Origin of the sequence: Streptomyces sp. NPDC052236, assembly GCF_044548015.1 — a bacterium.
Lineage (GTDB): Bacteria > Actinomycetota > Actinomycetes > Streptomycetales > Streptomycetaceae > Streptomyces.
In genome coordinates, this window is record NZ_JBIUBL010000001.1 from 578,367 (window position 1) to 595,291 (window position 16,925).

Here is a 16,925-nt window from a genome sequence, read left to right on the forward strand (position 1 = left end):
TGGTCAAAATCCTTTCGAAGCGGTCAGCGACGGACCGACTCAGATGTCGAGGAAGCGGACGTCCTTGGCATTGCGCTGGATGAACGAGCGCCGCGCCTCGACGTCCTCGCCCATCAGCACCGAGAAGAGGTCGTCGGCCTGCGCCGCGTCGTCCAGGGTGACCTGGCCGAGAACGCGGTGATCAACGTCCATCGTGGTGATGCGCAGCTCTTCGGCGTTCATCTCGCCAAGACCCTTGAAGCGCTGGATCGCGTCATCCCTGACCCGCTTGCCGTGCTGCTTGCCCAGTTCGATCAGGGCGTCGCGCTCCCGGTCCGAGTACGCGTACTCGAAGTCCTCGCGGCCCCACTTGATCTTGTACAGAGGCGGGCGCGAGAGGTAGACGTGCCCCGCCTCGACCAGCGGCCGCATAAAGCGGAAGAGGAAGGTCAGCAACAGGGTGTTGATGTGCTGGCCGTCGACGTCGGCGTCCGCCATCAGAATGATCTTGTGATAGCGGAGCTTCTCGATGCCGAAGTCCTCGTGGACTCCGGTGCCGAAGGCCGAGATCAGCGCCTGGACCTCGGTGTTCTGGAGGATCTTGTCGATCCGGGCCTTCTCGACGTTCAGGATCTTGCCGCGGATGGGCAGGATCGCCTGGTACATCGGGTTACGGCCGGACTTCGCCGAGCCGCCGGCGGAGTCACCCTCGACGATGAAGATCTCGCACATCGTCGGGTCGTTCGACTGGCAGTCGCTGAGCTTGCCCGGCAGTGAAGCCGACTCCAGCAGGCCCTTGCGCCGGGTCAGGTCACGCGCCTTGCGGGCCGCGACACGTGCCGTCTGTGCCTGGATGGCCTTGCGGATGATGTCCGCGGCCTCCGTGGGGTTGCGGTCGAACCAGTCGTTGAGGTGCTCGTGCACGACCTTCTGGACGAAGGTCTTCGCCTCGGTGTTGCCCAGCTTGGTCTTGGTCTGGCCCTCGAACTGCGGCTCGCCCAGCTTGATGGAGATGATCGCCGTCAGACCCTCGCGAATGTCCTCGCCGGCCAGGTTGTCGTCCTTCTCGCGCAGGAACTTCTTCTCGCGCGCGTACCGGTTGACCAGGCCCGTCATCGCCGCACGGAAGCCCTCCTCGTGCGTACCGCCCTCATGCGTGTGGATGGTGTTCGCGAAGGAGTACACGCCCTCGGTGTACTGCGAGTTCCACTGCATCGCGATCTGGACCGAGAGCATCCGCTCCTTGTCCTCGGCCTCGACGTCGATGACCGTCGGGTGGATCAGCTCACCCTTGCGCGAGTTCAGGTACTTGACGAAGTCGACAATGCCGCCTTCGTAGAAGTACTTGACGGTACGGACCACCTGGTCCTCGGGGACCTCCTCGGCGGTGTCCGCGCCCGCGGTGGCCTTGGCCGACTCGCGCTCGTCCGTCAACGTCAGGGTCAGGCCCTTGTTGAGGAAGGCCATCTCCTGGAAACGGCGGGAGAGCGTCTCGAAGGAGTACTCGGTCGTCTCGAAGATGTCCGCGTCGGCCCAGAACGTCACGGTGGTGCCGGTCTCATCCGTGGGCTCGTTACGGGCGAGCGGCGCGGTCGGGACGCCGAGCTTGTAGTCCTGCGTCCAGCGGTAGCCGTCGCGCTTGACCTCGACCGCGACCTTGGACGACAGGGCGTTGACGACGGATACGCCGACACCGTGCAGACCACCGGAGACGGCGTAGCCGCCGCCGCCGAACTTGCCGCCGGCGTGCAGAACGGTGAGCACGACCTCGATGGCGGGCTTGTTCTCGGACGGGACGATGTCCACCGGGATGCCACGACCGTTGTCGACCACGCGTACGCCGCCGTCGGCCAGGATGGTGACGTCGATGGTGGTCGCATGCCCGGCGAGGGCCTCGTCGACGGAGTTGTCGACGACCTCGTACACAAGGTGATGGAGTCCACGCTCACCGGTCGAGCCGATGTACATGCCGGGGCGCTTGCGGACCGCGTCCAGACCCTCGAGGACGGTGATCGCGCTGGCGTTGTACGAGGCTGTGACCTCGCCGTGCCCGCCGGCAGAAGTGGACGGAATGTTCTCGTTGGGGTTGCCGGAATCGGCCACGAAGCGCCCTTTCTGGCACAGCACAAGCCGTTCTCCGGGCAGGCGGGAGCGGCTGCGTCTTCGACATGTTCCGCGAGTGGGCGGGATTGTCTGCCAGTCTACCGGTACGGCCGACCCGAATGGGGGTTTGCCGGTAGCTGAGTCCGCATGTGCCGCCCTCAACCCTGATGGTTCGACTCCCCATATCCGGGATGGGGCTTCAAGGGGCTCACGCGGGCGTTGAGCGCTTCGGCCTGTCAAGCACTGGCTACCGTGAGGGACACCTCATGTGTCACGCGCGTTTTTGCCTGGCTCGTCCTGCTCAGAGGGAGGCACGCAGGGCGGTGCTCAGGGGGTGCGCGTGGGGCGAGGCGTCCATGTCCAGCGGCGCGAAGGCGCGTGCGGGGGCGCAGCGGCGCGGGCGCAGCAGACGAACCGGAGGACGCAGGGGAACCCGGAACCCGGAACCGGAGCTCGGGGGCGAACCCCTGGGGGCCCGGAACCCGGGGGAACCCGGGCGCCCTCGGGGGAACCCGGGGAACCACGCCTCAGCCGTACGTGTCCCCCGGGCCCACGCTCCCCGGCGCCCGCAGCCGCCCATAGCTGGGCCGCGGCCCACCCGGCCCGAACACCTTGATCAGCTTTACGGTCCCCTGCCCCAGGTCCTCGTTCAGCCGCGCCACCAGCCGCGGCGCCAGCAGCCGCAACTGCGTCGCCCACGCTGTCGAGTCGCAGAGCACCGTCAGCACGCGCTCGTCCTCGTCGTACTTCTCCGGCATGCAGTGGTTCGCCAGATCGGGGCCGACGATCTGCGGCCAGCGCCCCATCACCCCGCCCACGGCCGCGGGCGTCTCCCAGCCGCGCTCCGTGATCAGCCGGTTGATCGCCGCACCCAGCGGCAGCGGATCGCGTCCGTCCGCCCCGGACCCCGAGCGCAGCCCGCCACCCCGCCGGGCCTGCTTCTTCTGCTGGACCGCCGCGCCGCGCGCCTTCGCCTGTTCCTTCGCCGCGCGCAGTGCGACGCGCGCCAGGTCGACCCCCGAGGACTCGGGCGCCTTCACCGGCTCCGCCGGCCCGGACCCGGAGGTTCCCTCCGGCTTCTCGCTGCTCATACCCGCTCCACCTCTCCGGCGGCCACCGAGTACCGCGTCCCCGCCAGCACCCTTGGCACATCGTCCTCGACCGCCGCCGTCACCAGCACCTGCTCGCCCGGAGCCACCAGCTCCGCCAGCCGCTCGCGCCGCCGTACGTCCAGCTCGGCGAAGACATCGTCCAGGACCAGCACCGGCTCATTGCCCTCGGCCCGCAGCAGGTCGTACGAGGCGAGGCGCAGCGCCAGTGCGTACGACCAGGACTCGCCATGGCTGGCGTATCCCTTCGCAGGCATCGGCCCCAGCCGCAGCACCAGGTCGTCGCGGTGCGGCCCGACCAGCGTCACGCCCCGCTCGATCTCCTGCTTGCGCACCTCCGCGAACGCGCCCATCAGCTGGGCGTACAGCTCCTCGCGTCCATGCGCGGAGACCGCGCCCAGATCCATATCGCCGGCATCCCCGGCCCCGTCCCCCACTGCGGAAGAGGAGGAGGAACGGTACTCCAGAGAGACGGGACCGCCCCCGGGCGCCAGCTGCTCGTACGCCTTGTCCGCCAGCGGCTGCAACGCCGCGATCAGGTCCAGCCGCTGCGCCAGCAGCTCCGCCCCCACCCGCGCCAGATGCTGATCCCACACGTCCAGCGTGGACAGATCCGCCCCGCCGGTCTTCGTCCCGGAAGCTCCCGCCGCGCGCGCGCCGTGACGCCGCGCCATCGCGGCGGACTTCAGCAGGGTGTTGCGCTGCTTGAGCACGCGGTCGTAGTCCGACCGCACCCCCGCCATCCTCGGCGACCGCGCGGTGATCAGCTCGTCGAGGAACCGCCGCCGCTCGCCCGGATCGCCCTTCACCAGCGCCAGATCCTCCGGCGCGAACATCACCGAGCGCACTATCCCCAGCACATCACGGGGTCTGACCTGCGAAGATCTATTGATGCGGGCCCGGTTCGCCTTCCCCGGGTTGAGTTCGAGCTCGATCAGCTGGGAGCGTTCGCCCTGGGTGACGGCGGCGCGGATGACGGCCCGCTCCGCCCCCATCCGTACGAGCGGGGCGTCCGACGAGACCCGGTGGCTGGCCAGCGTCGCGAGATAGCCGACAGCCTCGACCAGATTGGTCTTGCCCTGCCCGTTCGCCCCCACGAACACGGTGACGCCCGGATCGAGAGGGACCTCGACCCGGGCGTACGAGCGGAAGTCGGCCAGCGACAAATGCGTGACGTGCATGGTTGTACGCAGACCTCCCCCGGATCGGAGCTACTTCGTGTTCTCGACCGCGTGGCCGCCGAACTGGTTGCGCAGCGCGGCGATCATCTTCATCTGCGGGGAGTCGTCCTGGCGGGACGTGAACCGCGCGAACAGCGACGCGGTGATCGCGGGCAGCGGCACGGCGTGGTCGATGGCCGCTTCCACGGTCCACCGGCCCTCGCCGGAGTCCTCCGCGTAACCGCGCAGCTTCTTCAGGTCCTCGTCCTCGTCCAGGGCGTTGACCGCCAGGTCGAGCAGCCAGGAACGGATGACCGTGCCCTCCTGCCAGGAGCGGAAGACCTCGCGCACATCGGTGACGGAGTCGACCTTCTGCAGAAGCTCCCAGCCCTCGGCGTAGGCCTGCATCATGGCGTACTCGATGCCGTTGTGGACCATCTTCGCGAAGTGGCCGGCGCCGACCTTGCCCGCGTGGACCGAGCCGAAGTCGCCCTCGGGCTTGAGCGCGTCCAATATGGGCTGGACCTTGGCGACGTTCTCGGCGTCACCGCCGTACATCAGCGCATAGCCGTTCTCCAGGCCCCATACGCCGCCGGAGACGCCGCAGTCGACAAAGCCTATGCCCTTGATGCCGAGCTCCACCGCGTGCTTCTCGTCGTCCGTCCAGCGGGAATTCCCGCCGTCGACCACCACGTCGCCCGGCTGGAGCAGCTCGGCGAGCTCGTCAACGGTGGCCTGGGTCGCGGCGCCGGCCGGGACCATCACCCACACGACCCGCGGGCCCTTCAGCTTGTCCACAAGCTCCGACAGGTTGTGGACATCGGCGAGGTCCGGGTTGCGGTCGTAGCCGATGACGGTGTGGCCTGCGCGGCGGATGCGCTCACGCATATTGCCGCCCATCTTGCCGAGGCCGACGAGACCGAGCTCCATCACAATTTCCTTAAGCGTTGTATGCCGATTCGTACCCGGCTTCGAGCCTACGCCGGGCCGGTTACGTACGGCGCGACGGGCCTGTTCGGGCCTGCTCTTCCTGCTCGGGCGTGAGCAGTGAAGAGCAGGCCGTCGATCAGCCCGTCGGTTGTCCGGGCTCAGCCGGACAGGCGCACCGGCATGATCAGGTACTTGTACGCCTCGTCCGCCTCGGCATCCGCCGCCGCCCTGCCGCTCAGCAGCGCGGGCTTGGTGGAGGTCGTGAAGGACAGCTGGGCGACCGGCGAATCGATGGCGCTCAGGCCGTCGAGCAGGAACGTCGGGTTGAAGGCGATCGAGATGTCGTCGCCCTCCAGGTTCGCGTCGACGCGCTCCACAGCCTGTGCGTCGTCGCTGGAACCGGCCTCCAGGATCAGCACGCCCTGCTCGAAGCTGAGCCGCACCGGTGTGTTCCGCTCGGCGACGAGGGCCACGCGCTTGACGGCCTCGACGAACGGCGCGGTCTCGATGACGGCGATCGAGTTGAACTCGGTGGGGAACAGCGTGCGGTACTTCGGCAGATCACCTTCGAGCAGCCGGGTCGTCGTCCGCCGCCCAGCCCCCTCGAAACCGATCAGGCCCTCGCCCTTACCCGAGCCGGAGAGCGCAATCGTGACCGTGTCACCGCTGGTCAGCGCCTTGGCAGTGTCCAGCAGCGTCTTGGCGGGCACCAGCGCCACAGCGGAGATGCCCGGCTCTTCCGGCTTCCACAGAAACTCGCGGACCGCGAAGCGGTAGCGGTCGGTGGACGCCAGGGTGACGGAGTCGCCCTCGATCTCGATGCGTACGCCGGTGAGGACGGGGAGCGTGTCGTCGCGGCCCGCGGCGATGGCGACCTGCGCGGCGGCGGCGGCGAAGATCTCGCCGGGCACGGTGCCGGTCGCGGTCGGCATCTCCGGCAGCGCCGGGTACTCCTCCACAGGCAGCGTGTGGAGTGTGAAGCGCGAGGAGCCGCAGACCACGGTCGCTCGCACACCGTCTGTGGAAATCTCCACCGGCCGGTTGGGCAGGGCACGGCAGATATCGGCGAGCAGGCGGCCGGAAACGAGAACGGTGCCGTCCTCGTCCACGTCCGCCTCGACCGAGACGCGTGCCGAGACCTCGTAGTCGAAGCTCGAGAAGCTGAGGGCGCCGTCCTCCGCCTTCAGAAGAAGGCCCGCAAGTACGGGCGCCGGCGGTCGGGCCGGGAGGCTGCGGGCCACCCAGGCCACCGCCTCAGCGAGTACATCGCGCTCCACCCGGATCTTCACCGGAACCGCCTCCTGCTGTTGCTGGCTTGCCCTGCTGGCCTTCGTCGTCGGCTGTGTCGCCGGTGACCAGTCTGACGTACGCCGCCGACAGTCGGTGCGAGTCGGGTCAAGTCGAGGCAAGAGGCGATCGGAGCCGCGGAGCCGAGTTGTGCACAGGACCCACTTCTAAGCGAATTTCCCGGTAACTCTAAGTGGGAGTAGTAGTAGGGCCTGTGGAAACGGTGGATAACGTCATATTCGCAGGTCAGGCCCGGTTTTTTGTCCACTGGGCCTGTGGGCGCAGCCGGTGGACAACCGGTGCGTTCTGTGGACGCCGGAAAGTTCTGCACACCCCATGCACAGCTTGAGGGCACTTCTCCCCAGGGCTGTCCCCAGCTTTACCCGGGTTCCCCACAGCCCAACCGGCCTCATTGGTGTGACGCCTTTCACTCGACCCAGTGAGCTCAGGTGTTTCGTTGCCGAACAGTGGACAGGGCTGTGGAGAAGCTGTGGGCAACGTGGCTCCGCCTGTGGGGCGGCGGTGGACAACCTTGATCACGCCTTGTGGACGGTTTCTCTGTCCACAGCCTGTGGAGGAAGCTTGGCCACAAATCCACAAGCGGCTGACCTGGTGTGATCAAGTCTCGGCAATCGCATCTGTGGACACTATCTGGACAACTTCGCAGTCCCCAGGCTGTGGACGGGAGATCGGCCGCGCAACTGTGGAGAACACCTCCCTGCCGACGCGTATTCGAACACCGGTGGGCATACGGCGCGGTACGGAACGACGAAGGGCGCCCCGGGACGGTGTCCCGGGGCGCCCTCGAAGGCTTCTTCGTCGGCCGTATCGGCCGTGTCAGCCGTTCTTGATGCGGTTGGTGAGCTCGGTGACCTGGTTGTAGATGGAGCGCCGCTCGGCCATCAGCGCGCGGATCTTGCGGTCCGCGTGCATCACGGTCGTATGGTCCCGGCCGCCGAACTGCGCACCGATCTTCGGCAGCGACAGGTCGGTGAGCTCACGGCACAGGTACATGGCGATCTGGCGTGCCGTCACCAGCACCCGGCTCCGTGAGGAGCCGCAGAGGTCCTCCACCGTCAGTCCGAAGTAGTCGGCGGTCGCCGCCATGATGGCGCTGGCGGTGATCTCGGGAGCCGAGTCCTCGCCGCCCGGAATCAGGTCCTTCAGCACGATCTCGGTGAGGCCGAGATCCACCGGCTGCCGGTTCAGACTCGCGAAGGCAGTGACCCGGATCAGCGCCCCCTCCAGTTCGCGGATGTTGCGCGAGATCCGGGACGCGATGAACTCCAGCACCTCCGGCGGGGCGTTGAGCTGCTCCTGCACCGCCTTCTTGCGGAGGATCGCGATCCGCGTCTCCAGCTCCGGCGGCTGTACGTCGGTGGTCAGACCCCACTCGAAGCGGTTGCGCAGCCGGTCCTCCAGCGTCACCAGCTGCTTGGGCGGCCGGTCCGAGGACAGCACGATCTGCTTGTTGGCGTTGTGGAGCGTATTGAAGGTGTGGAAGAACTCCTCCTGGGTCGACTCCTTGCTCGCCAGGAACTGGATGTCGTCGACCAGCAGGATGTCCACATCCCGGTAGCGCTTGCGGAACGTGTCTCCCTTGCCGTCGCGGATGGAGTTGATGAACTCGTTGGTGAACTCCTCCGAGCTCACATACCGCACCCGCGTGCCGGGGTACAGGCTGCGCGCGTAGTGCCCGATGGCATGCAGCAGGTGGGTCTTGCCGAGCCCCGACTCCCCGTAGATGAACAGCGGGTTGTACGCCTTGGCGGGAGCCTCGGCGACCGCGACGGCCGCGGCGTGCGCGAACCGGTTTGACGCGCCGATGACGAAGGTGTCGAAGAGGTACTTCGGGTTGAGGCGGGCCTGTGGCTCCCCGGGGCCGGGCGCCGGCGAGGGCCGCGCGCCCAGCGGGCCGGGAGCGCCTCCGGCGACCCTGCGGTGCTGGGGCTGACGGTCGTCGGGAAGGTCGTGGCGCTCCGGCCGGCGCTGCTCGTACTGCTGGCGTTCGGGCGGTTGCGGCTGCCGGTAGTCGTGCTGCTGCTGGTGCGGCCGGGAGGTGCCGTAGGGCTCGCGCCACTGGTCAGCGGACTGATCGCGGTCCTGGAAACCACCGAGCCGCTGCTGCTGCCAGGACAGGTCCTCCTGGGAGCGCGGCCAGGCGCCGGGTTCGGGTCGCTGCTGCTGATGCTGCTGGTATTCGGGGTAGGCAGGGCGGGCCGTCGGCAGTCCGTCGTCGCCGGGCCGGTGTCCGTACGTCTCGTAGCGGTCGCGGTCGTCCTGCCGCTGCTCGTCGTGGAGCGGGCCCTGATAGCGGGGGGCCTGCGACTGCTGCCCGGCGGACGGCGGCTGCGAGGAGGCGGGCTCACCCACGGAATCGTCGACGGTGATCGCGATCCGGATCGTGCGGCCGCACTCACGGCTGAGGGTCTCGCTGATCAGGGGCGCGAGCCTGCCCTCCAGGACGCGCTTGCCCCATTCGTTGGGGACGGCGAGCAGAGCGGTGTCGGCCACCAGTGCGAGTGGCTGGCAGCGCTCGATCCACTGCTTGTCCTTCGGCTCGACGCCCTGCTGGCCCTCCGTGAGGAGATGCTCCAGAACTCGTGGCCACACTGCGGCAAGATCGGCAGGTACATCAGCCACAAGGCACGCTCTCTCACAGGTCCCGTCCCACGAAGGTGTGGTTCTCGGGAAGGGATGGGAAGACAGGCAGAAAAGCAAAATCGGAGTTCAGCCACGGTAGTCAGGCCGACCGCCGTGGTTCAAGTTGTTGTCCACAGCCTGTGCATAGTGGACCTTGTCACCGGTCTGGCCACCGGTCTGGTTTGACCGGATGGCCCAGCCGCGCGTACCGTGACCAGGTCGAGTTGTCGATGGCTGCTGCCGCCTGCCTCCGATGGGCAATGATCACGGTCTGTGGTCGTGAAGCGGTGCACTCGGGCGTATACGCGAGCTTCTCGTGGGCGCACGGTGACAGCCAGGCGATGTGCCCGCCATCTACGAATCATTTCTGGAGCCCCCGAGTGAGCAAGCGCACCTTTCAGCCGAACAACCGTCGTCGCGCCAAGACCCACGGCTTCCGGCTGCGTATGCGGACCCGTGCCGGCCGCGCGATCCTGGCGACCCGCCGTGGCAAGGGTCGCTCCCGTCTGTCCGCCTGATCGTTACAGGTCATGACGTGCTGCCTACCGAGAATCGGCTGAGGCGGCGCGAGGACTTCGCTACCGCGGTACGCCGAGGACGCAGGGCTGGTCGCCCGCTACTCGTCGTCCATCTACGCAGCGGTGCAACGGACCCGCACGCGCCTGGGGAGAGCGCTCCCCCGACGTGTGCGGGTTTCGTTGTAAGCAAGGCCGTGGGCGGAGCGGTCATACGCACCAAGGTCAAGCGAAGACTCCGCCACCTCATACGCGACCGGCTCGCCGCGCTGCCCCCCGGTAGCCTGGTGGTCGTACGGGCGCTGCCCGGCGCGGGCGACGCCGACTATGCACAGCTGGCCCGAGACCTGGACGCCGCTCTGCAGCGGCTGCTGGGAGGGGGCGCGCGATGAAGTACCCGCTGCTGGCTCTGATCAAGCTGTATCAGTGGACGATCAGCCCACTGCTGGGCCCTGTCTGCAGGTACTACCCGTCGTGTTCGCACTACGGATTCACGGCCATCGACCGACATGGCGCGGTGAAGGGCACTGCTCTGACCGCCTGGCGCATCCTGCGGTGCAATCCGTGGTCGCCGGGCGGTGTCGACCATGTGCCCGCGCGCAAGCGCCCGCGATGGCACGAAATGCTGCGCGACGCCTTGCGCGGCAGCAAGGGCGGTTACTCCGCCGCTGATGTGCCGTTCGGGGCGTCGGCTCCCGAACCCCCGAGCCCGGCCGCAGAGACTTCGCCCAATGCTCAAGGAGCCTGATTAGTGGACACGATTGCCAGTCTCTTCAGCTTTATCACCACACCTGTGTCGTGGGTCATCGTCCAGTTCCACTCGCTGTACGGAGCTGTTTTCGGCGCCAACAGTGGCTGGGCATGGGGACTGTCCATCGTGTCGCTGGTGGTCCTGATCCGGATCTGCCTGATCCCGCTCTTTGTGAAGCAGATCAAGTCGACACGGAACATGCAGGCGCTCCAGCCGAAGATGAAGGCGATCCAGGAGCGCTACAAGAGCGACAAGCAGCGTCAGTCCGAAGAGATGATGAAGCTGTACAAGGAGACGGGCACCAACCCGCTCTCCTCGTGCCTTCCGATCCTCGCGCAGTCACCGTTCTTCTTCGCGCTCTACCACGTGCTCTCCAGCATCGCGAGCAACAAGGAAGTCGGTGTAATCGACCAGTCGCTGCTGAACAGCGCGCGTGAGGCGCACATCTTCGGCGCTCCGCTGGCCGCGAAGTTCATGGACAGCGCTGAGAAGGTCGGAGGCCTCGATGCCTCGCTGACCGATGTGCGCATCGTCACCGCGATCATGATCATCATGATGTCGGCGTCGCAGTTCTACACGCAGCGCCAGCTGATGCAGAAGAACGTCGACCTGACGGTCAAGACGCCGTACATGCAGCAGCAGAAGATGCTGATGTACATCTTCCCGGTGATCTTCGCCGTGATGGGCATCAACTTCCCCGTCGGTGTCCTCGTCTACTGGCTGACCACCAACGTGTGGACCATGGGCCAGCAGATGTACGTGATCAGCCAGAACCCCACCCCGGGCAGCAAGGCCCAGGACAGCTACCTCCAGCGGCTGCTGAAGACCGTCACCGCCCGCGGCGAGGTGCGTTCGCGCCGTAAGCGCGCTGTCATCCAGTCGATTGTCGCCAAGGGCACGGACCGCAACGACAATGAGCGCAAGTTCATCACCGGTCTGGCCAAGGCGGGTCTCGCGGCCCAGGAGGACGGCACAGTGGCCAAGAGTGACACCGCTGTCGCGGAGGCGGAGGGCGGCGCCGGGCAGAAGCGGCAGCAGCCCAGGCGTCAGACCAAGGCGAAGCGTCAGTCCGCCAGTGCCCATCCGGGTGGAACCAAGAGCCACGAGGCCACCGACTCCGAGGCGAAGAAGCCCTCGCTGAGCAAGGAAGAACCCGCCGGGGGCTCCGGGGCGGACGACAAGTCCCAGCCCGCGGGCAAGCCCGCCTCCGGGTCTGCCCGCCAGCAGCCCAAGAAGTCCGGACAGCGCAAGGGCCCACAGCGGCCCAAGCACCCGTCGTCCAAGAAGTAAGCGTTCAAAGAAGTCAAGAAGGAGTCCATCCGTGACGGAAGGCACCACCTCCGCCGCCGCCGAGCCCGGCGACACCCTGACCCGCCTTGAGCAGGAAGGGGAGATCGCCGCCGACTACCTTGAAGGCCTGCTCGACATCGCCGATCTCGACGGCGACATCGACATGGACGTCGAGGCCGACCGGGCTGCGGTCTCGATCATCAGCGAGGGGGCCGGCGGGGATCTGCAGAAGCTTGTGGGCCGCGACGGCGAGGTCCTGGAGGCCCTCCAGGAGCTGACGCGGCTCGCAGTGCACCGGGAGACCGGGGACCGCAGTCGGCTGATGCTGGACATCGCCGGATTCCGGGCCAGGAAGCGTACAGAGCTCGCCGAGCTCGGAGCCAAGGCCGCCAATGAGGTGAAGAGCACCGGCGAGCCGGTGAAGATGGACCCCATGACGCCTTTCGAGCGCAAGGTCGTGCATGACGCGGTCGCAGCCGCAGGTCTGCGCAGTGAGTCCGAGGGCGAGGAGCCGCAGCGCTTCGTCGTCGTACTCCCTGCCTGACCCCCATCGATTCTCGGCCCCGTCTGTTCACAGACGGGGCCGATCTTCGTCAGCCTGATGGTCGGTCCGAACGGTCGGCCACCACAGTCCACATTGCGTAAGTGCGTACGGAAGGACGGTTCCCGTGACGGAGGCAGCAGAGCTTCCCCCAGCGCCCGATGAGGCCCGGACGGTATTTGGAGAGTTCCTTCCGGAGGCCGTGCGGTACGCGGAGCTGCTCGCTGACGCGGGGGTCAAGCGCGGCCTGATCGGTCCCCGTGAGGTGCCTCGGCTGTGGGAGCGGCATCTGCTGAACTGCGCCGTGCTCTCCGAGGTCGTGCCCGAGGGTGTCACGGTCTGCGATGTGGGCTCAGGAGCCGGTCTCCCCGGCATCCCGTTGGCGCTGGTACGCCCGGACCTGAAGATCACGCTCCTTGAGCCGCTGCTGCGGCGGACGAACTTCCTCCAGGAAGTGGTCGAGCTGTTGGGTCTGGACCATGTGACCGTGGTCCGGAGCCGGGCCGAAGAAGTGCTCGGGAAGCTGCCGCCGGTGCATGTCGTGACGGCACGCGCCGTGGCGCCGCTGGACCGGCTGGCGGGCTGGGGAGTGCCGCTGCTGCGGCCCTACGGAGAGATGCTGGCACTGAAGGGCGACACCGCCGAGGAGGAGCTTCAGGGAGCGCGTGCCGCGCTGAGCAAGCTCGGTGTGGTGGAGACCTCAGTGCTGCATGTCGGCGAGGGGATTGTCGACCCACTGGCCACGGTGGTGCGTGTGGAGGTCGGGGAGAGCCCCGGAGGGGTGCGCTTCGCGGCCAAGCGAGCCAAGGCGGCCAGGACCAGCCGTACCCGTCGCCGACGCTGATCCGTACTGCCTATCAGCGACGCTCCATACAAGCTGCCATACGTATGCATCGCGGAGTGTCGTGCGGCGGTAGTCCTGGACCCCATGCATCGTGTTTCACGTGAAACGTCGCTCACTGCTGCATGGAATCATCAGTCGCGGCCGTGCTGCCGCCCCGACGCGGGACCGTAAGCCACTCGCGAGGGCTACGGGATTGTCCACAGAGGTGGATTCGTCCACAGAACCACGGGCCTCGGTGGTTCACGACCCCGAAAGCATGGCAGGCTCTGTTCATTGCGAGCCTGAAGCCGAGGAGAGTGAATCCTTGCGGTCCGACGCCGAGATCGCGGGACCGATGACCGATCCGGTCCCCGGTCCCCGTACCGAGCCCTTGGGAGAGGATGTTTCACGTGAAACACCGCCCCCGATGGACGACACCCCCATTGGCCGTGCTGCCCAGCTGGCCGTGGAGGCGCTGGGGCGGGCCGGCGAGGGGCTGCCCCGGCCTGAGCAGACACGCATCATGGTCGTCGCCAACCAGAAGGGCGGCGTGGGCAAAACCACAACCACAGTGAACCTCGCGGCCTCGCTCGCGCTGCACGGCGCGCGGGTTCTGGTGGTCGACCTCGATCCACAGGGCAATGCCTCGACGGCGCTGGGTATCGATCACCACGCCGAAGTTCCCTCGATCTATGACGTCCTGGTGGAGAGCAGGCCGCTCTCCGAGGTGGTCCAGCCTGTCCCGGACGTCGAAGGTCTCTTCTGCGCCCCCGCCACCATCGATCTCGCCGGTGCGGAGATCGAGCTGGTGTCGCTGGTGGCGCGGGAGAGTCGACTCCAGCGGGCGATTCAGGCCTATGAGCAGCCGCTGGACTACATCCTCATCGACTGCCCGCCGTCGCTCGGTCTGCTGACCGTCAACGCGCTGGTCGCTGGGGCGGAGGTGCTGATCCCCATCCAGTGCGAGTACTACGCGCTGGAGGGATTGGGCCAACTGCTGCGGAACGTGGACCTGGTGCGCGGGCATCTCAACCCCACGCTGCATGTGTCCACGATTCTGCTCACCATGTACGACGGCCGGACCAGGCTCGCCTCGCAGGTGGCGGACGAGGTGCGCAGCCACTTCGGTGAGGAAGTGCTGCGGACGAACATCCCCCGCTCGGTGCGTATTTCGGAGGCGCCGAGCTATGGACAGACGGTACTGACCTACGATCCGGGTTCCAGCGGATCCCTGTCGTATCTTGAGGCGGCCCGCGAGATCGCGCTGCGCGGGGTCGGGGTTCACTACGACCCGCTCCATGCCCCCAGGGGCAGCCAGAACAGTCAGCAGAACATGTCGGAGGGGACCCAGTGAGTGAGCGACGCAGAGGATTGGGACGTGGGCTCGGTGCGCTGATCCCTGCTGCTCCCCAGGAGAAGACGGCGCCTTCAGCCGGGCCTTCGACCTCCCCGGGAGCGATTCCGGTACTGACCGCGGAACGCGGTGTGGCGGCGGCCAAGGTGGCGCTGCTGCCAGCGACGCCCGTCGGGTCCGAGGCGATCACGCCCGTGCCGGTGCCTGAGGCGGAACCACAGCCCCCGGAGTCGGCCAGCGCGTACTTCGCCGAGTTGCCGCTCGATGCCATCACGCCCAACCCGCGCCAGCCACGTGAGGTGTTCGACGAGGACGCCCTCGCGGAGCTGGTCACGTCCATCCAGGAAGTGGGGCTTCTCCAGCCCGTCGTCGTACGGCGGATGGGGACCGAGCGGTACGAGCTCATCATGGGCGAGCGCCGCTGGCGGGCCTGCCGTGAGGCCGGTCTGGAGCGGATTCCCGCGATCGTGCGGGATACGGACGACGAGAAGCTCCTTCTGGACGCGCTGCTGGAGAACCTGCACCGCGCTCAGCTGAACCCGCTGGAAGAAGCTGCCGCCTACGACCAGCTGCTCAAGGACTTCAACTGCACCCATGATCAGCTGGCCGACCGGATCGGGCGCTCGCGTCCGCAGGTGTCCAACACACTCCGGCTGCTGCGCCTCTCGCCGAAGGTTCAGCGCAGAGTTGCCGCCGGGGTCCTGTCGGCGGGTCATGCACGGGCGCTGCTCTCCGTGGAGGACTCCGAGGAGCAGAACCGGCTTGCGCACAAGATTGTCGCCGAAGGACTGTCGGTGCGAGCGATCGAAGAGATCGTGACCCTGATCAACGCGAACCCCAAGAGCGCGTCCAAGCCGAAGAGTCCACGGGCCGGCGCCCGGCTGGCGCCGGCGCTCACCGATCTGGCCTCGCGACTTTCGGACCGGTTCGAGACCCGGGTGAAGGTCGACCTCGGCCAGAAGAAGGGAAAGATCGTCGTCGAGTTCGCTTCGATGGACGACCTGGAGCGGATCCTCGGCACCCTCGCCCCTGGTGAAGGGCGGGTTCTGGAAACGGGATTGGGCGAAGAGCACTCAGAGGACGACGAAGGCTGAGGCCTTCCGTAATTGCCGCCAGGGGTGGGTCGTGTCCGGTGACTGCCGGAATACGGTCCGCCCTTTGGCGTTGTGCGCTACCCGTGCCGGGGCTGTGTGGATACGATGCGTTCTGGTACGGCGCATCCACCTTGATCCACCTCAGAGAGAGGGCGAGGGCCATGCGATCGGTGAGCCGCAGTCAGCTGGTGACAGCTGGCTTGGGCCTGGGGGCAGTGGGCGGTTTTGTCAGCAGCCTGCTCCGGGAGCGGAGCGCGCTGACGGCTGCTCGTAACGCGGCAGGCGAAGGAAGCGAGGAAGAGCTTTCATGGGGCGTCGGCTTGCACCGCTCACGCTGGACAACGTTTCGGACCTTCCCAAGCGCTGTCGCACGTGTGTCTTCTGGGAACTTGATCCGGTCAGCGGAGAAGCCGCGGTAAAAGCGGGCACGCCGGAACTGGAGAAGGAAGCCTGGATTTCTGCTGTGCTGCTGGAGTGGGGCTCCTGTGGCCGGGTCGTCTATGTCGACGAGGTGCCGGTCGGCTTCGTTCTCTATGCGCCTCCGGCATACGTGCCGCGCTCCACCGCTTTTCCGACGAGCCCTGTGTCTGCGGATGCCGTGCAGCTGATGACCGCTTGGATCGTTCCGGGCTATCAGGGGCAGGGGCTCGGCCGGGTGATCGTCCAGACGGTTGCCAAGGATCTGCTGCGGCGGGGATTCCGGGCGATCGAGGCCTTCGGTGACGCCCGCTGGAAGGAACCGGCTTGTGTGCTGCCTGCCGACCATCTGCTGGCTGTGGGCTTCAAGACCGTGCGCCCGCATCCGACGCACCCCCGGCTGAGGCTGGAGTTGCGGACCACGCTGTCGTGGAAGGAAGACGTGGAGCTGGCGCTGGACCGGCTGCTCGGGGCCGTGCAGAAGGAGCCGGCGCTGCGGCCACTGTGAGGCCTGACGCGAGAATGAGCTCATCCCTGACAAGGATGAGCTCATTCATGTTTCACGTGAAACGGTGGAGCGGTGAGTGTGGGGTGACTACTCGCCGATGAAGCCCTCGAGGTCGCGGATGAGCGCGGCCTTCGGCTTGGCGCCGACGATGGTCTTGGCGACCTCGCCGTGGTGGTAGACGTTCAGCGTCGGGATGGACATGACGCCGTACTTGGCTGCGGTAGCCGGGTTCTCGTCGATGTTGAGCTTCACGACCTCGATATTGTCGCCGTACTCGGCCGCGATGGCCTCCAGGGACGGCGCGATCTGGCGGCACGGACCGCACCAAGCGGCCCAGAAGTCGACCAGCACGGGCTTGTCGCTCTTGAGGACATCCTCTTCGAAGGTGTCGTCAGTAACGTTCTTCAGGGCGCCGGCCACG

Annotated in this window: 16 protein-coding genes; 9 read left to right on the forward strand and 7 right to left on the reverse strand. The window is 67.1% G+C overall.

Annotated features, from left to right (window positions below; genetic code table 11):
• Nucleotides 1-39 precede the first annotated feature (39 nt).
• The 6 genes from gyrB to dnaA form a co-directional block, all read right to left on the reverse strand.
• Nucleotides 40-2,106, reverse strand: a complete 2,067-nt coding sequence (gene gyrB / locus ACIHCQ_RS02775; RefSeq protein ID WP_399657098.1) for a DNA topoisomerase (ATP-hydrolyzing) subunit B — start codon at nt 2,104-2,106, stop codon at nt 40-42.
• A 503-nt stretch (nt 2,107-2,609) separates the two neighbouring features.
• Complete coding sequence (locus ACIHCQ_RS02780) at nt 2,610-3,173, reverse strand: DUF721 domain-containing protein (protein ID WP_399657100.1); 564 nt, start codon at nt 3,171-3,173, stop codon at nt 2,610-2,612.
• Nucleotides 3,170-4,372, reverse strand: a complete 1,203-nt coding sequence (gene recF, locus ACIHCQ_RS02785) for a DNA replication/repair protein RecF (protein ID WP_399657102.1) — start codon at nt 4,370-4,372, stop codon at nt 3,170-3,172. Before recF ends, ACIHCQ_RS02780 begins: the two co-directional genes overlap by 4 nt.
• 30 nt (nt 4,373-4,402) lie before the next feature.
• Complete coding sequence (gene gnd / locus ACIHCQ_RS02790) at nt 4,403-5,281, reverse strand: phosphogluconate dehydrogenase (NAD(+)-dependent, decarboxylating) (protein ID WP_399657104.1); 879 nt, start codon at nt 5,279-5,281, stop codon at nt 4,403-4,405.
• Between the two features lie 158 nt (nt 5,282-5,439).
• A complete protein-coding gene (gene dnaN, locus ACIHCQ_RS02795) occupies nt 5,440-6,570 on the reverse strand; it encodes a DNA polymerase III subunit beta (RefSeq protein WP_399657107.1) in 1,131 nt (376 codons plus the stop codon).
• Between the two features lie 835 nt (nt 6,571-7,405).
• On the reverse strand, nt 7,406-9,211 hold the full coding sequence (dnaA, locus tag ACIHCQ_RS02800; protein WP_399657109.1) for a chromosomal replication initiator protein DnaA: 1,806 nt from the start codon (nt 9,209-9,211) through the stop codon (nt 7,406-7,408).
• Nucleotides 9,212-9,591: 380 nt separating this feature from the next.
• Between dnaA and rpmH the strand changes: the two genes are divergently transcribed.
• The 9 genes from rpmH (at nt 9,592) to ACIHCQ_RS02845 (ending at nt 16,504) form a co-directional block, all read left to right on the forward strand.
• Nucleotides 9,592-9,729, forward strand: coding sequence for a 50S ribosomal protein L34 (rpmH, locus tag ACIHCQ_RS02805; protein ID WP_030990579.1), 138 nt, complete (start codon nt 9,592-9,594; stop codon nt 9,727-9,729).
• A 17-nt stretch (nt 9,730-9,746) separates the two neighbouring features.
• Nucleotides 9,747-10,118 (forward strand): ribonuclease P protein component, encoded by a 372-nt coding sequence (gene rnpA, locus ACIHCQ_RS02810; protein WP_399657111.1) that lies wholly within the window; start codon nt 9,747-9,749, stop codon nt 10,116-10,118.
• A complete protein-coding gene (yidD, locus tag ACIHCQ_RS02815) occupies nt 10,115-10,474 on the forward strand; it encodes a membrane protein insertion efficiency factor YidD (RefSeq protein ID WP_399657113.1) in 360 nt (119 codons plus the stop codon). Before rnpA ends, yidD begins: the two co-directional genes overlap by 4 nt.
• 3 nt (nt 10,475-10,477) lie before the next feature.
• Nucleotides 10,478-11,767, forward strand: a complete 1,290-nt coding sequence (yidC, locus tag ACIHCQ_RS02820; protein ID WP_399657115.1) for a membrane protein insertase YidC — start codon at nt 10,478-10,480, stop codon at nt 11,765-11,767.
• Nucleotides 11,768-11,798: 31 nt separating this feature from the next.
• Nucleotides 11,799-12,311 carry a protein jag gene (locus tag ACIHCQ_RS02825; RefSeq protein ID WP_399657117.1) on the forward strand — a complete coding sequence of 171 codons (513 nt, stop codon included), beginning with the start codon at nt 11,799-11,801 and terminating at the stop codon, nt 12,309-12,311.
• Between the two features lie 124 nt (nt 12,312-12,435).
• A complete protein-coding gene (gene rsmG, locus ACIHCQ_RS02830) occupies nt 12,436-13,152 on the forward strand; it encodes a 16S rRNA (guanine(527)-N(7))-methyltransferase RsmG (RefSeq protein ID WP_399657119.1) in 717 nt (238 codons plus the stop codon).
• Nucleotides 13,153-13,408: 256 nt separating this feature from the next.
• Nucleotides 13,409-14,485, forward strand: a complete 1,077-nt coding sequence (locus ACIHCQ_RS02835) for an AAA family ATPase (RefSeq protein WP_399657121.1) — start codon at nt 13,409-13,411, stop codon at nt 14,483-14,485.
• Nucleotides 14,482-15,579, forward strand: coding sequence for a ParB/RepB/Spo0J family partition protein (locus ACIHCQ_RS02840; protein ID WP_399657123.1), 1,098 nt, complete (start codon nt 14,482-14,484; stop codon nt 15,577-15,579). Before ACIHCQ_RS02835 ends, ACIHCQ_RS02840 begins: the two co-directional genes overlap by 4 nt.
• Before the next feature lie 307 nt (nt 15,580-15,886).
• Nucleotides 15,887-16,504 carry a GNAT family N-acetyltransferase gene (locus ACIHCQ_RS02845; RefSeq protein ID WP_399657125.1) on the forward strand — a complete coding sequence of 206 codons (618 nt, stop codon included), beginning with the start codon at nt 15,887-15,889 and terminating at the stop codon, nt 16,502-16,504.
• An 87-nt stretch (nt 16,505-16,591) separates the two neighbouring features.
• Here the strand turns inward: ACIHCQ_RS02845 and trxA are convergent, their stop codons facing one another.
• The gene (gene trxA / locus ACIHCQ_RS02850) at nt 16,592-16,924 is read right to left on the reverse strand and encodes a thioredoxin (protein ID WP_399657127.1); all 333 of its coding nucleotides are present in this window, start codon (nt 16,922-16,924) and stop codon (nt 16,592-16,594) included.
• Between the last annotated feature and the right edge of the window lies 1 nt (nt 16,925).

Bases quoted from the DNA above. Each gene is read 5' to 3' on its own strand.
- ACIHCQ_RS02780 (WP_399657100.1), bottom strand. From the start codon at position 3,173: ATGAGCAGCGAGAAGCCGGAGGGAACCTCCGGGTCCGGGCCGGCGGAG.
- recF (WP_399657102.1), bottom strand. From the start codon at position 4,372: ATGCACGTCACGCATTTGTCGCTGGCCGACTTCCGCTCGTACGCCCGG.
- gnd (WP_399657104.1), bottom strand. From the start codon at position 5,281: ATGGAGCTCGGTCTCGTCGGCCTCGGCAAGATGGGCGGCAATATGCGT.
- yidD (WP_399657113.1), top strand. From the start codon at position 10,115: ATGAAGTACCCGCTGCTGGCTCTGATCAAGCTGTATCAGTGGACGATC.
- ACIHCQ_RS02835 (WP_399657121.1), top strand. From the start codon at position 13,409: ATGGCAGGCTCTGTTCATTGCGAGCCTGAAGCCGAGGAGAGTGAATCC.
- ACIHCQ_RS02845 (WP_399657125.1), top strand. From the start codon at position 15,887: ATGGGGCGTCGGCTTGCACCGCTCACGCTGGACAACGTTTCGGACCTT.